Origin of the sequence: Pseudomonas sp. DCB_BI (genome assembly GCF_026240995.1) — a bacterium.
Taxonomy (GTDB): domain Bacteria; phylum Pseudomonadota; class Gammaproteobacteria; order Pseudomonadales; family Pseudomonadaceae; genus Aquipseudomonas.
Map to the genome: position 1 here is coordinate 45342 of NZ_JAPFCG010000006.1, position 14393 is coordinate 59734.

The following is a 14393-nucleotide window of genomic DNA, read 5'->3' on the forward strand; positions in this document are numbered from 1 at the left end:
CTGCACTGGCCACTTCGCGGGTTTGCCTGCGAAGTGGCAAGCACAGGCGCAAACCCGATCAGAACACTTTTTGCCCGTCATCCAGCTGTTGGTCAACCAGTGCCCGGCCATGAGCCAACGACACATGCTGCGCATTCTCAAGGTCGGAAAAGAACTTCATCGGCATGGACATGCGCTTGCTGGTGTGGCCGTCGGGGGCGGTGATCAGGCAGCCTGCGGCATAGGGCAGGGGAGAGTCGGGGTGGGGCATCACGCTGGCGGTGATGGTGTGCTCGCGGTATTCACAGTGAAGAGATTGCATCGTCCTTACCTCGCTGTGGCATGTGAAGCAGTTACCTTCATATACCACAGCAAGGGGCCGGGAGTTCCCGGCCCGACGAGCGAACCGCGACGAACGCCTAGCCTTTCAGCTCGGTCGGCTGGATCACTTCTACCCAGTAACCGTCCGGGTCCTTGACGAAGGCCAGGTGGTTCATGCGCCCGTCCTGCAGGCGTTTCTGGAACGGCACTTCAAGCGCTTCGAAGCGCGCGCAGGCGGCGCGCACGTCGGGCACCGAAATGCAGATGTGGCCGAAGCCGCGCGGGTCGGTGTTGCCGTTGTGATAGGCGAACTCGGCGTCGTTTTCGGTGCCGTGGTTGTGGGTCAGCTCCAGGACGCCAGGGATCGACTTCATCCACTGGTGGCGTGCGGCGTCATCGGCAGGGATTTGCGCAGGGTCGACCAGGGCCAGGAAATACAGGCTGAAAGCGGCTTCAGGGAAATCACGCTTGTCGACCAGGCGGAAGCCCAGCACACGGGTGTAGAAGTCCAGCGACTTCTCGATGTCCTTGACCCGCAGCATGGTGTGGTTGAAGACAAACTGTGCGGTCGCGGCGTCAGGTTGCGCGGTGACGCCAGGCAGGGTGTTCAGATCGTGCAGGCTCATGGAAACTCCTGAGTCGGGGCCGGGCGCAGGGCACCGGCAAAAACAGACAGGCGACCATGATACGGCAGTGTGCCGATTGCGCAAATGAAAGCGCCCTGCACAAGGCAGGGCGCTGGAATTAGAGGCCCGCATGTGCGGGCGCGTGATGGGGTCGCTAGTCCTTTAGCTGTCTCGATACTGAGCCAGCCCTTGTGAAAAAAGTGTGAAGTGGACGTTGATGTTTCATCAGCGGACCCAGCTTTCCACCGTCGCGGCGCCATATTCTTCCTTCCAGGCTTTTAGCCCGCGGTGGTTGCCGCCTTTGGTCTCGATGCGCTCGCCGGTGTGCGGGTTCTGGTAAACCTTTACCACGCGCGGGCGGCGCTGTTGCTTGGGGGCGGCACTGGAAACGCGGGCCACGGCTTTCGGGTCGAGGATGGCGATGATGTCGCGCAGGCTCTTGTCATAGCTTTTCATCAGGCCGACTAGTTTCTGCTCGAATTCGATTTCGCGTTTGAGGCCGGCATCCTTTTTCAACGCTTCCAGTTGCGCCATCTGTTCCTGGAGCGCTTTTTCGGCAGCACGAAACTCTGCAAGTCTGGACACTGTAATCACTCCTGTACGTCGGTCGTGGCAAGGCGTGACGAACATTGAAGAAGAATGAAAACGCCGGCCACGCGGTTGGGTTTTGCTGTTCGCTGATATCGAGTGTAGTCACTCATGGGAACTGGGTAAACTGCAAACTTTTGTAAGTAAGCCAGGAACTTTCCTAGTTTTGCGTGCGGTATTTTCCGCGTTTTCTCTGGGGCCCCGTCGGCGCGCTTAGACCATGGTCCAATGGCCCGTGCCAGAGCCCTTGCGAGAAAATTTCAGATGATTGCCGGCTGAAGTTCGGCCCTGCCGCAGTAGCGTGGTCAAGCCGTGCCACAGGTTGTTAACCCGCCTTATTTCTGGATGTTTCTCGCATGTTTGCCCCTTTCCCCCTCGCCCCAGGGCGTCGTGTTGCCGGCTTGTTCCTGTTGTGTGCCGGCGCCAATGCCCAGGCCGCCGGTTTTCTTGAAGACAGCAGCGCCAAGGTCGAAGCACGCACTGTCTATTTCAACCGGGACTTTCGTGACGGCCACAGCAGTTCCAGCCAGGGGGCTTCCAAGCGTGAAGAATGGGCCCAGGGTTTCATTCTCAATGTTCAGTCAGGTTTTACCCAGGGCCCGGTCGGCTTTGGGTTGGATGCACTGGGCATGTTCGGTTTCAAACTGGATTCCAGCCCGGCCGACAGTAACAGCGGTTTGCTGCCGTCTTCCGGTCACGACCCGCGACACGCTGCGGACCAGTACGCGAAGATGGGCCTGGCGGCCAAGGTCAAAGTGTCCAGCACCGTGCTCAAGTTCGGCTCGATGATGCCGGATATGCCACTGCTCAAGTACAACGATGGCCGCTTGCTGCCGACCATGTTCCATGGCGCCATGTTGACCTCCGAAGAACTGCAGGACCTGAAGTTCACCCTGGCCCGCCTGGACAAGTACACCGCGCGCGACTCCACCGACCGCCAGGACATTCGCGTGCATTGCAAGAACAAGCGTTATGCCTGCGATACCGAAGCCGACCACTTTGACCTTGCCGGTGTCGATTACCGATTCAACGAGCGCTTCAGTGCCCAGTACCAGGTGGCCAAACTGGAGAATATCTACCGCCAGCACTTCCTCGGCCTGGTGGCAAGCCAGGCGTTGGCGGTGGGCAGCCTGTCGGCCGACCTGCGCATGATCAAGAGTGATGACATTGGCAATGCCCGTGCTGGCGCCATCGACCACCACGCCTTCAGTGGCATGCTTGGCTACAGCCTGGGTGGCCACAAGCTCAGCGCCGGCTGGCAGCGCATGTACGGCGACAGCGCCATGCCTTACCTGGATGGCAGTAACCCGTACCTGGTCAACTACGCCCAGGTGAACGACTTCGCCGCTGCCCAGGAGCGCTCTTGGCAGTTACGCTATGACTATGATTTCAAGGCACTGGGTGTCCCCGGGCTGACGTTCTTCACCCGCTATATCAACGGTGACCACATCAAGGTGCCGGGTAGCAGCGCCGAAGGCAAAGAGTGGGAGCGCGACACCGAATTCAAGTATCAGGTGCAAAGTGGCACTTTCAAGGACGTCAGCGTGCGTCTGCGTAATTCCACTTACCGCAGCAACTACGAGAAGTGGGCGCGTGACATGGATGAGACGCGCGTCATCATCAGCTACAACTTCTCAATCCTCTGAGTGGTCGCTTTGCCAAATACCGGCCGCCGCCTGACAATGGTTGCATGTTCCGGCAAAGGGCAGGGCAATGAAAGACCTGTTGTTGATCGGCATCGGCCCGGGTGACCCGCGTCAGGTCACCTATGAGGCGGTCGATGCACTACGCAGCGCCAGTGTGTTCTTCGTGCTGGACAAGGGCAGCGACAAGGACGAACTGCTGCATCTGCGCAAGGCCATCCTGCAACGCTACCGCCCCGAGGGCGGCTATCGGCTGGTACAGGTGGCCGACCCCTCGCGCGATGGCCAGGCGCCGGACTACCTGGCTGCAGTGCAGGACTGGCACCGAAGGCGTGCGGTGTTGTATGCGCAGTTGTTCGAGCAGGAGATTGGCGACGGTGAAATCGGTGCCTTTCTGCTGTGGGGCGAGCCTACGCTGTATGACAGCACCTTGCGGATTCTTGACCTGGTTCGCGACCGCGGCGTGGCCCTGCGCCTGCAGGTTATTCCCGGTATCAGCAGCGTGCAGGCACTGGCGGCGCGGCATCAGGTTGCGCTCAACCGTGTCGGCGAGCCGCTGACCGTGCTGGCGGGGCGCCGGCTGGCCGGGCAGGGGGATATCGACAACGTGGTGGTCATGCTCGACGGGCGGTGCGCGTTTGCCCAAGTCAATGACCCGGCGCTGATGATCTATTGGGGCGCTTACCTGGGCACTGAAGATGAGGTGCTGATTGCCGGGCCGTTGGTTAGCGTGAAAGCGCAGATTCTGGAGGTGCGTGAGCGGGCGCGGGCGCGCAAGGGGTGGATCATGGATACCTACCTGTTGCGCAGGGAGCTGTAGGCGCGGCCTTGGGCTGCGAAGAGGCCAGCCTGGGCAACAGTCTGTGCCGACAAGGGTGGCGCCTTTGCAGCTCAAGGCTGCTTCTACAGGTGACGGGTGAACATGAAAATGATGCCCGCCGACGTCAAGGTGTGCCCAGTATGGCCACGACTTTGTCGCGTAGCTGGTCAATGGTGAACGGTTTGCCGATTATGTGCATGCCTTCCGGCACATTGATGCTGTCTGCATAACCACTGGCAAACAGCACCGGCAACAGCGGCCGCAGTTCGCGGGCCTTGGCCGCCAGCACTTCGCCGCGCATGTCCGGCAGCCCCACGTCGGTCATCATCAAGGCCAAGGCCTGCTCAGCGTTTCCGAGAATGCGTAGCGCCGCGCTAGCATTTTCCGCTTCAAGGACTTCGTAGCCCAGTTCGTCGAGCACTTCGACCATCAACATACGGACGATGTCGTCGTCTTCGACTACCAGAAGGTGCATGGTTGGGTTCCTGTGCAAATGAATGTCTTTAATCTGTGCTCTGGGCGGCAGCAGAAGTTCCCGAGGATACCGATACGCGCAAATAGATGGAACGATTGTCGACCCTACCTTTCAAATACTGGCTAAATGCCCTGCCAGACCCGGCAAAGCTGGTTAGACTCGCTTAACAGGACGGCGCAGTGGCAGATAACTACAACGACTGATCGGCCACTCTTTTCAATGGACTTTTCTTGCTCGGGCGTTTTCTCATGATTCAAGCAGCCTCGATGGACCAGCGAAGCTTCCGCAAACTGCTGAGCCGCAATGTCGGCCTTCCCCTGGGTGTGGGCCTGCTGGGTGCCGTGGCCTTTGTCGCGGTAATCAACTACCTGCTCTCGGCCATGCAATGGGTCGAGCACACCGACCGGGTGATCGGCAATGCCAACGAAACGGTCAAGCTGTCGATCGACATGGAAACCGGCATGCGCGGCTTCCTGCTGACCGGTGACGAGCGCTTCCTCGACCCGTACGAGGTGGCTAAACCGCGTATTCTCAGCAGCCTGCAGGGCTTGCGCAGCTTGGTCGAAGACAACCCACAGCAAGTCGACCGCATCGACAGGCTGATTGCGTTGCAGCAGGCGTGGAACGAATTCGGTAGCAACATGATCACCCTGCGTCGCAATGACGGCGCCTATCGGGAGCTGATCGGCAATGGCCGAGGCAAGCGCCTGACCGATGAAATCCGGAAAGAGTTCGACAACCTCATCGGCATCGAGCAGCAATTGCGCACGGCCCGCAACGAGAAGGTCAGCACCGTCACCGTGACGGCGATTTCGGCCTTCGTGCTGCTGATCGTGGGCCTCAGCGCCTTGCTGGCCTACCTGGGGCGGCGCGACCTGATGGCGTTGTCTGACAGCTATGACGAAAATCTCAAGGCCCAGCAGCGCTCGGCCGAGCGCCTGGAGCACCAGGCCTGGCTGCGCAACGGGCAGACCCAACTGGCCGAGCAGGTCCTGGGCCAGCTGACCCTGCCGATGCTGGGTGACAATATCCTGCGTTTCTTTGCCGGCTACCTGGGCAGTGTGGTCGGGGCGCTGTATGTGCGTGACGAGCATGGCCGGATGGTGCGTGTGGCCACCTACGGCCTGGATGCCGAAGAGCAGGCCCGCGAGCAAGTGCTCGGCAATAACGAGGGCCTGCTGGCCCAGGCAGTGCGTGAAGAAAGGCTGCTGCGCCTGGACGATCTCCCGGAAAATTATTTCCACTTCAGCTCAGGCCTGGGCAAGGGGCTGCCGCGCAGTGCCATGCTGATGCCGGCCAGCGATGGGGGGCAGATCAATGGTGTGGTGGAGCTGGGCTTCCTGCGGCCATTGCAGGAGCGCGACGATGAACTGCTGCAGCGGGTCGAGGGCAACCTCGGCATGTCCATCGAAAGCGCCCGCTACCGTCAGCGCTTGCAGGAGGTGCTGGCCGAGACCCAGCAGTTGAACGAAGAGCTGCAAGTGCAGCAGGAAGAGCTGAAAACCGCCAACGAAGAGCTGGAAGAGCAATCGCGCGTGCTCAAGGAATCCCAGGCCCACCTGGAAACCCAGCAGGCGGAACTGGAGCAGACCAACGAGCAGTTGTCCGAACGTACCGAAGCGCTGGACCGCAAGAACGACGAACTGCTCCAGGCCCAGGAGCAATTGCAGGCCCGGGCCGACGAGTTGCAGCGCTCGAGCAAGTACAAGTCCGAATTCCTTGCCAACATGTCCCACGAGTTGCGCACGCCGCTGAACAGCTCGCTGATCCTGGCCAAGTTGCTGGCGGAGAACGGCGAAGGCAACCTCAGCGACGAACAGGTCAAGTTCGCCGAGTCCATCTATTCGGCCGGCAACGACCTGCTCAACCTGATCAACGATATCCTCGACATCGCCAAGGTCGAGGCCGGCAAGCTTGAAGTGCGGCCCGAGAGCACCCAGGTGGCGCGCCTGGTCGAAGGCCTGCGCGGCATGTTCGAACCGTTGGCCGGGCAAAAGGGCCTGGCTTTCGAGGTGACTGCCGAGGGGCAGGTGCCGGCCACTTTGTTCACCGACCGCCAGCGCCTTGAGCAGATCCTCAAAAACCTGCTGTCCAACGCCATCAAGTTCACCGAGCGTGGCCAAGTCAGCCTGAATATCGGCTACCAGCCGGACAGCGGTATCGTGTTTGCCGTGCGTGATACTGGCATTGGCATTGCGGCCGATCAGCAACAGGCGATTTTCGGTGCCTTCCACCAGGTCGACGGCACCAGTAACCGGCGCTACGGCGGCACTGGGCTGGGCCTGTCGATCTCCCGCGACCTGGCGCATTTGCTGGGTGGGCAGATCAGTGTAGAAAGCACCCCGGGGCAGGGCAGTGTTTTCAGCCTGGTGTTGCCGGAGCGCTTCGAGAACCAGGCACAGGACGTCGAGCCGTTGAGCCTGCGCCCGGCAGTCGACGCGCTGCCGCCCGTGCCGCAGGTGGCGGCCGTCGCTGCGCCGAAGCGCCCGGTGCTGGCATTTGCCGACGACCGCGAACGGGCACCGTTCGGCAACCGCTGCATATTGGTGATCGAAGACGAACCGAACTTCGCCCGCATCCTGTTCGACCTGGCGCATGAGCTGGGTTACAGCTGCCTGGTGGCGCACGGCGCCGACGAAGGCTTCGAGTTGGCTGCCCAATACATCCCTGATGCGATCCTGCTGGACATGCGCCTGCCCGACCATTCCGGGTTGACCGTGCTGCAACGCCTGAAGGAGCAGGCCGATACCCGGCATATCCCGGTGCATATCATTTCTGTGGAAGACCGCGTCGAGGCCGCCATGCACATGGGCGCCGTCGGCTACGCCGTCAAGCCGACCAGCCGAGAAGAGCTCAAGGAAGTGTTCGCTCGCCTGGAGGCCAAGCTCACGCAGAAGCTCAAGCACATCCTGCTGGTCGAAGACGACGACCTGCAGCGCGAGAGCATTGCGCGTCTGATCGGCGATGACGATGTCGAGATCACTGCTGTGGGCATGGCCCAGGACGCCCTGGCGCTGCTGCGCGAGAACATCTACGACTGCATGATCATCGACCTCAAGCTGCCGGACATGCTGGGCAACGAACTGCTCAAGCGCATGACCGCCGAAGATATCCGCGCCTTCCCGCCCGTGATCGTGTATACCGGGCGCAACCTGACCCGCGAAGAAGAAACCGACCTGCTCAAGTACTCGCGTTCGATCATCATCAAGGGCGCCCGCTCGCCAGAGCGCTTGCTCGACGAAGTGACGCTGTTCCTGCACAAGGTCGAATCGCAGTTGTCCAACGAACGCCAGCGCATGCTCAAGACTGCACGCAGCCGCGACAAGGTGTTCGAAGGCCGCAAGGTGCTGCTGGTGGACGACGACGTACGCAATATCTTCGCCCTGACCAGTGCGCTGGAGCACAAGGGGGCGATTGTCGAGATCGGCCGTAACGGCCGTGAGGCCATCGAGCGCCTGGAGCAGCATGACGACATCGACCTGGTGCTGATGGATGTGATGATGCCGGAAATGGACGGCTTCGAGGCCACCCGCCTGATTCGCCAGCAAGCCCGCTGGCGCAAGCTGCCGATCATCGCCGTGACCGCCAAGGCGATGAAAGATGACCAGCAGCGTTGCCTGCAGGCAGGTGCCAATGATTACCTGGCCAAACCGATCGACCTGGACCGCCTGTTCTCGCTGATCCGTGTATGGCTGCCGCAACTGGAGCGAATTTGACTAGCGAACGTAACACCGACATCGAGATCCGCTTGCTGATCGAGGCCATCTACCTCAAGTACAGCTACGATTTTCGCAACTACTCCGGCGCTTCGATCAAGCGCCGGATCCTGCATGCGCTGCGCCAGTTCGAATGCCAGACGGTGTCGGCGCTGCAGGAGCGCGTGCTGCACGACCCTGGCATGTTCATGCAGCTGCTGCAGTACCTGACGATCCCGGTCAGCGAGATGTTCCGCGACCCGGGGCACTTCCTGGCGCTGCGCAACGAAGTGGTGCCGTTATTGCGTACGTGGCCTTCGATCAAGGTCTGGATTGCCGGCTGCAGCACGGGTGAGGAGGTGTACTCGATGGCCATTCTGCTGCGCGAGGAGGGCCTGCTGGAGCGCACCATCATCTACGCCACCGACATCAATCCGCATTCTCTGGACAAGGCCAAGCAGGGTATCTATTCGATGCAGAGCATGCGTGAGTACGCCGAGAACTACCGCATCGCCGGCGGCCGGCGGGACTTTGCCGAGTACTACACGGCGGCCTATGGCAATGCCATCATGGACAGCACGCTGCGCGACAACGTGACCTTCGCCGACCACAGCCTGGCCACTGACAGCGTGTTTTCCGAAACCCAGTTGGTGTCGTGCCGCAACGTCCTGATCTACTTCAACAAGGCGCTGCAGGATCGCGCCTTGGGGCTGTTCCACGAGTCGCTGTGCCACCGCGGCTTCCTGGTGCTGGGCAGCAAGGAGTCAGTGGACTTTTCGGCTTACAGCCAGCACTTCGAGCCGCTGGTCAAGCCTGAACGGATCTACCGCAAATCATGAACGGGGTGCGCGCGGTGGTGATCGGCGCCTCGGCTGGCGGCGTCACGGCGCTGTTCACGGTGCTGGGCGCGTTGCCGCCCGGCTTCACCATCCCGGTGCTGTGCGTGTTGCACCTGCCGGATGACCGCCACAGCCAGCTGGCCGAGGTGCTGCAGCGCCGCCTGCACCGCCCCGTGTGCGAGGCGCGTGACAAGCAACCCTTGCATGCGGGGCAAATCTACGTGGCGGGGCCGGGCTATCACCTGTCGGTGGAGCGTGACTTCACCCTGTCGTTGAGCCAGGAGCCGCCGGTGCATTTTTCCCGGCCGGCCATCGACTACCTGTTCATCTCTGCGGCCGATGCCTATGGCGATGGCCTGCTTGGCGTGCTGCTCACGGGTGCCAACGAAGACGGTGCCCAAGGGCTTGCCTATATCAAGAACAGCGGCGGCCGGACCATTGTCCAGGACCCCCGCGACGCACAGGTGGCGCTGATGCCGGAGGCCGCGCTGGCCCTCCACCAGCCCGACCATATTCTTACTCTGAGTGGTATCGAGCAGTTGCTCGCCGCCTTGGGACCTAGCGCATGCTAAGCCACACCACCGCCAAGCTGCTGATCGTCGACGATCTGCCGGAAAACCTGCTGGCCCTCGCCGCCTTGATCCAGGGCGAAGACCGCGAGGTGCACCAGGCCCAGTCTGCCGAGGCTGCACTGTCGCTGTTGCTGGAACACGAGTTCGCCCTGGCCATTCTCGATGTGCAGATGCCTGGCATGAACGGTTTCGAGCTGGCCGAGCTGATGCGCGGCACGGAAAAGACCCGTAACATTCCCATCGTCTTCGTCACCGCTGCCGGGCGCGAGATGAACTACGCCTTCAAGGGCTATGAAAGTGGTGCCGTGGACTTTCTGCACAAACCGCTCGAGACCATGGCGGTGAAAAGCAAGGTGTCGGTTTTCGTCGACCTTTACCGCCAACGCAAGGTGCTTGACCGCCAGTTGCAGGCACTGGAGCGCAGCCGTCAGGAGCAGGAAGTGCTGTTGGCCCAGTTGCAGGTGGCGCGTGGTGAACTGGAGCACGCGGTGCGGATGCGCGATGATTTCATGTCGATCGTTTCCCACGAAGTGCGTACGCCGCTGAACGGCCTGATTCTGGAAACCCAGCTGCGCAAGCTGCACCTTGCGCGTGGCAACCTGGACGCGTTCAGTGGCGACAAGTTGCAGGCGATGGTCGAGCGCGACGAGCGGCAGATCAACAGCCTGATCCGCCTGATCGAAGACATGCTTGATGTTTCGCGCATTCGTACCGGCAAACTGTCGCTGCGGCCCAAGGCTTTTGACCTGAGCCAGCTGGTACGTGGCTTGGTGGAGAATTTTGCCGCCCAGGCCGCGGCACTGGACACCCATATCGAGTTGCACGGCTGCGCGCCGCTGCAAGGGGAATGGGACGAGTTCCGTATTGAGCAAGTACTGGCGAATTTGTTGTCCAATGCCTTGCGGTACGGTGAGCGCAAGCCCGTTAAGGTGCGTGTGTACGAGGAGGATGGCCTGGCCTGCGTGCAGGTGCAGGATCAAGGTATCGGCATTGGCATGGCCAACCAGCAGCGCATCTTCCAGCAGTTCGAGCGGGTCGCCAGCCAGCATGCCAGTGGTGGCCTGGGGTTGGGGCTGTATATCTCGGAACAGATCGTGCACGCCCATGGCGGGCTCATCCTGGTGGAAAGTGAAGAGGGCAAAGGCGCCACTTTCACCTTGCAACTGCCACTGGCAACATTCGAACAACAAAACGACCAGGCGCGGGCAACCTCTGCGTAAGCCTGGGGTCTGATGGCCAACTGTAAGAATTTCAAGGCGTTAACATGAGTGAAGATGCACAAGACGTGGTGCTGGTGGTCGAGGACGAACCGGCGATCCGCATGATTTTGCGAGATTACCTGGCCGGCGAGGGTTACCACGTGCTGGTGGCCGAGGATGGCGAGCAGGCGTTCGCCATATTGGCGAGCAAGCCGCACCTGGACCTGATGGTCACCGACTTCCGCTTGCCGGGTGGTATTTCAGGGGTGGAAATTGCCGAGCCTGCGGTGAAGCTGCGACCGGACCTGAAGGTAATCTTTATCAGCGGCTACCCGGCGGAGATTCTCGAGTCTGGCAGCCCGATCACCCGCAAGGCACCGATCTTGGCCAAGCCGTTCGACCTGGATACCCTGCACGAGCAGATCCAGTCGCTGCTGCGCTGAAATTTCCGGGTAGCTGGAAGCAACTGTCTTGCTCAAATTCTAGAACCTAGCGTGATCCCTTGTGGGAGCAGGCTTGTCCCGCGAACACCGGCGGAGCCGGTGCCATGCAACGTGTTGGATTCTTCGCGGGACAAGCCCGCTCCCACAGGCACCCCCGCAGGCTTGAGGCTGATGCAGTAGCTGGAGAAACAGCTCAATTTCTGGAATCTGGCGCGATCCCTGTGGTCTTGAGGCTGATGCGGTAGCTGGAGAAACACCTGGCTTGCTCAATTTCTGGAATCTGGCGCGATCCCTGTGGGCTTGAGGCTGATGCAGTCGCTGGAGAAACACCTGGCTTGCTCAATTTCTAGAAGCTGGCGCAATCACTGTGGGAGCGGGCTTGTCCCGCGAACACGGGCGAAGCCCGTGCCATCCATCCGGGTGTCCTCCGCGTCTAGCGCAGGGTCCGCTCCAGCCCGCCCATCAGCATGCTTTCCATCAGCCCCAGCCCCTGTTCTTCGGGTAAGGCCTTCAACAACCCCGGCAACTGGTTCAGCAGTGTCGCTACCACATGCGCCGTGGCCACCAGGGCCTCGCCCTGCAACTTCGCCTGAGGTGCGATCAACCTCAGCAACCCCGCCTCATAGCGCGTGCGCAACGCGGCCAGGCGCGCCTGCTGGTCGTCGTTCAGGCAACACAGATCCCGCTCTGCCAAACGAAACTGCATGGGCCGTTCGGCATGCAACTGCCAGTGCGCGGCAATCAGGCAGCTCAATGCCGAAGCTCCCCGGGCCATGGCCCGCCGCCCCTGGTCCAGGGTGGCCTGCAGCTCCTCGTACAACTCCTCGATCAAGTCGAACAACAGGTCTTGCTTGCTGGGGAAGTGATGGTACAGCGAGCCGGCAGTCAGCCCGACATGGGCTGCAAGCTCGCGCATGCTGACCTGGCCAAAGCCCTTCTCGGCAAACAGCGCCATGGCCCGGTCACGTCGCTCTTCAAAGTTGGCACAGCGCATCGCGGCATTGATCGGGGGCATGGCGCCAGCTCCTCAATAGGTGAAGAAACCGCGGCCGGTCTTGCGCCCCAGCCAGCCGGCCGCGACCATTTCCTTGAGCAGCGGGGCAGGGCGGTACTTGCTGTCGTTGAAGCCTTCATGGAAGGCCTCCATGATCGCCAGCAAGGTGTCCAGGCCAATCAGGTCGGCCAGCGCCAGCGGGCCGATCGGCTGGTTGCAGCCCAGGCGCATGCCGGTGTCGATGTCCTCGGCACTGGCCAGGCCTTCCTGGCGCACGAAGATCGCCTCGTTGATCATCGGCACCAGAATGCGGTTGACCACGAAGCCCGGGCGGTTACCGGCGGTGATCGGGGTCTTGCCCACCTTTTCCGTCACCAGAAGCGCCTGGGCGTAGGTGCTGTCGCTGGTCTGCAGGCCACGAATGATCTCGACCAGCGCCATCATGGGTACCGGGTTGAAGAAGTGCACGCCAATGAAGCGCTCGGGGTGCTCTATGCTGGCGGCCAGCTCGGTGACCGACAGCGACGACGTGTTGGTGGCGATCAGGCAGTCGGCCGTGACGTTGGCCGCTACCTGCTGCAGGATGCGCTGCTTGAGTTGCAGGTTCTCGGTGGCCGCTTCGATCACCAGCTGCGCAGTGTTGAGCTGGCCATAGTCGGTGCTGGTGCGGATACGTGTTTTCGCCGCTGCGGCCTTGTCGCCGTCGAGGGTGCCCTTGCTGACCTGGCGCTCCAGGTTTTTGCCGAGTGTCGCCACGCCGCGCTCCAGTGCCGCGTCGGAGACATCCACCAGCAGCACCTGGAAGCCAGCCACCGCGCACACCTGGGCGATGCCGTTACCCATGGTGCCGGCGCCGATCACGGCAATGTGTTCAATGTTCATGTGTTGCTCCCTCAAACGCGCTCGAAGACGATGGCGATACCCTGGCCGCCACCGATGCACATGGTGGCCAGGGCGTAGCGACCCTGGATGCGCTGTAGTTCATGGATGGCCTTGGTGGCGATGATCGCGCCGGTGGCACCCACTGGGTGACCCAGTGAAATACCGGAGCCGTTGGGGTTGACCTTTTCCGGGTCGAAGCCCAATTCGCGCGCCACGGCGCAGGCCTGGGCGGCGAAGGCCTCGTTGGACTCGATCACGTCCAGGTCCTGCACCTTGAGGCCGGTCTTCTCCAGTACTTTGTGGGTCGCGGGGATTGGCCCCAGGCCCATGAGTTCCGGTTCCACCCCGGCATGCGCGTAGCCGACCAGGCGTGCCAGCGGCTTCAGGCCCAGGCGCCGTACGGCATCCCCGGTTGCCAGCACCAGGCCGGCGGCACCGTCGTTGATGCCGCTGGCGTTGCCGGCGGTGACGGTGCCGTCCTTCTTGAACACCGGCTTCATGCCGGCCAGTTGCTCGGCGGTCACGTCACCGCGCACATGTTCATCGACGCTGAACTGCACGCTGCCTTTGCGGGTTTTCAGTTCCAGCGGCACGATCTGGCTGGCGAAGCGGCCTTCGGCAATGGCGCGGGCGGCGCGGCGCTGGCTGCTCAGGGCCAGTTCGTCCTGCATTTCGCGGGTAATGCCATGTTTGGCCGCCACGTTTTCAGCGGTAATGCCCATGTGGAAGTGCTCGAACGGGTCGTGCAGTACGCCGACGGTATAGTCGATGCCTTGCAGGTCACCCATGCGTGCGCCCCAACGTGCCTGCGGCAGCAGGTAAGGACCACGGCTCATGGATTCGGCACCGGCGGCAATGGCCACGTCGGTGTCGCCCAGCAACAGGCCCTGGGCCGCCGAGACGATGGCCTGCAGGCCAGAGCCGCACAGGCGGTTGACGTTGAAAGCAGGGGTTTCCTTGGGGATGCGGGCATTCATTGCGGCTACCCGCGCCAGGTAGGCGTCGCGGGGTTCGGTAGGGATGACGGTGCCCATTACCAGGTGGCCGACCTGTTCGGCGGCCAGGCCCGACCGCTCGATGGCGGCGCGGGTGATGGCGCTGGCCAGGTCGGCCAGTGGCAGATCCTTGAGGGAACCGCCAAAGCCACCAATGGCTGAACGGACGGCACTGACGACATAGATTTCTGCGCTGCTCATGGAAGCTCCGATTGCGAAGGCATGGCGGGACCGGGCCAGGCTCTGCGAGAATGGCCGGGGAGATCCCGGAGTGGGTCCGAGTCTAGGCAAAGGCTCTGTTGCAGCCTATGCCGGAACTGTT

General features: G+C 61.8%; 14 protein-coding genes. 7 read left to right on the forward strand and 7 right to left on the reverse strand.

Annotated elements, in window-relative coordinates:
- Positions 1-58 precede the first annotated feature (58 nt).
- From OO258_RS08280 to OO258_RS08290, 3 genes are all read right to left on the reverse strand, one after another.
- Positions 59-301 carry a hypothetical protein gene (locus tag OO258_RS08280; protein WP_110743235.1) on the reverse strand — a complete coding sequence of 81 codons (243 nt, stop codon included), beginning with the start codon at positions 299-301 and terminating at the stop codon, positions 59-61.
- A 97-nt stretch (positions 302-398) separates the two neighbouring features.
- A complete protein-coding gene (gloA, locus tag OO258_RS08285) occupies positions 399-926 on the reverse strand; it encodes a lactoylglutathione lyase (protein WP_110743234.1) in 528 nt (175 codons plus the stop codon).
- 225 nt (positions 927-1151) lie between these two features.
- Positions 1152-1511 (reverse strand): histone-like nucleoid-structuring protein, MvaT/MvaU family, encoded by a 360-nt coding sequence (locus tag OO258_RS08290; protein ID WP_110743233.1) that lies wholly within the window; start codon positions 1509-1511, stop codon positions 1152-1154.
- 359 nt (positions 1512-1870) lie between these two features.
- Here OO258_RS08290 and OO258_RS08295 point away from each other — a divergent pair, with 359 nt between their 5' ends.
- On the forward strand, positions 1871-3160 hold the full coding sequence (locus OO258_RS08295; RefSeq protein WP_266029700.1) for an OprD family porin: 1290 nt from the start codon (positions 1871-1873) through the stop codon (positions 3158-3160).
- A gap of 67 nt (positions 3161-3227) precedes the next feature.
- On the forward strand, positions 3228-3977 hold the full coding sequence (cobF, locus tag OO258_RS08300; RefSeq protein ID WP_266029701.1) for a precorrin-6A synthase (deacetylating): 750 nt from the start codon (positions 3228-3230) through the stop codon (positions 3975-3977).
- Between the two features lie 124 nt (positions 3978-4101).
- On the opposite strand, the gene OO258_RS08305 is transcribed toward cobF, so the two are convergent.
- Positions 4102-4452, reverse strand: coding sequence for a response regulator (locus OO258_RS08305; protein ID WP_266029702.1), 351 nt, complete (start codon positions 4450-4452; stop codon positions 4102-4104).
- A 248-nt stretch (positions 4453-4700) separates the two neighbouring features.
- Here OO258_RS08305 and OO258_RS08310 point away from each other — a divergent pair, with 248 nt between their 5' ends.
- The 5 genes from OO258_RS08310 to OO258_RS08330 are packed head-to-tail and all read left to right on the forward strand — an operon-like array spanning position 4701 to position 11200.
- Entirely contained in the window at positions 4701-8168 is a 3468-nt protein-coding gene (locus OO258_RS08310; protein WP_266029703.1) for a response regulator, read from the forward strand.
- The gene (locus tag OO258_RS08315) at positions 8165-8986 is read left to right on the forward strand and encodes a CheR family methyltransferase (protein ID WP_110743228.1); all 822 of its coding nucleotides are present in this window, start codon (positions 8165-8167) and stop codon (positions 8984-8986) included. Before OO258_RS08310 ends, OO258_RS08315 begins: the two co-directional genes overlap by 4 nt.
- Positions 8983-9558 carry a chemotaxis protein CheB gene (locus OO258_RS08320; protein ID WP_266029704.1) on the forward strand — a complete coding sequence of 192 codons (576 nt, stop codon included), beginning with the start codon at positions 8983-8985 and terminating at the stop codon, positions 9556-9558. Before OO258_RS08315 ends, OO258_RS08320 begins: the two co-directional genes overlap by 4 nt.
- On the forward strand, positions 9552-10778 hold the full coding sequence (locus OO258_RS08325; protein WP_266029705.1) for a hybrid sensor histidine kinase/response regulator: 1227 nt from the start codon (positions 9552-9554) through the stop codon (positions 10776-10778). The genes OO258_RS08320 and OO258_RS08325 overlap by 7 nt, the downstream gene beginning before the upstream one ends.
- A 44-nt stretch (positions 10779-10822) precedes the next feature.
- Entirely contained in the window at positions 10823-11200 is a 378-nt protein-coding gene (locus OO258_RS08330) for a response regulator (RefSeq protein ID WP_110743225.1), read from the forward strand.
- 433 nt (positions 11201-11633) lie between these two features.
- Here OO258_RS08330 and OO258_RS08335 read toward each other — a convergent pair whose 3' ends face one another.
- Genes OO258_RS08335 through OO258_RS08345 form a run of 3 tightly spaced genes read right to left on the reverse strand, consistent with a single transcriptional unit; the run spans position 11634 to position 14272 of the window.
- The gene (locus OO258_RS08335; protein ID WP_266029706.1) at positions 11634-12215 is read right to left on the reverse strand and encodes a TetR/AcrR family transcriptional regulator; all 582 of its coding nucleotides are present in this window, start codon (positions 12213-12215) and stop codon (positions 11634-11636) included.
- Positions 12216-12227: 12 nt separating this feature from the next.
- On the reverse strand, positions 12228-13076 hold the full coding sequence (locus tag OO258_RS08340) for a 3-hydroxybutyryl-CoA dehydrogenase (protein ID WP_266029707.1): 849 nt from the start codon (positions 13074-13076) through the stop codon (positions 12228-12230).
- Positions 13077-13087: 11 nt separating this feature from the next.
- A complete protein-coding gene (locus OO258_RS08345; RefSeq protein WP_266029708.1) occupies positions 13088-14272 on the reverse strand; it encodes an acetyl-CoA C-acyltransferase family protein in 1185 nt (394 codons plus the stop codon).
- Positions 14273-14393 lie beyond the last annotated feature (121 nt).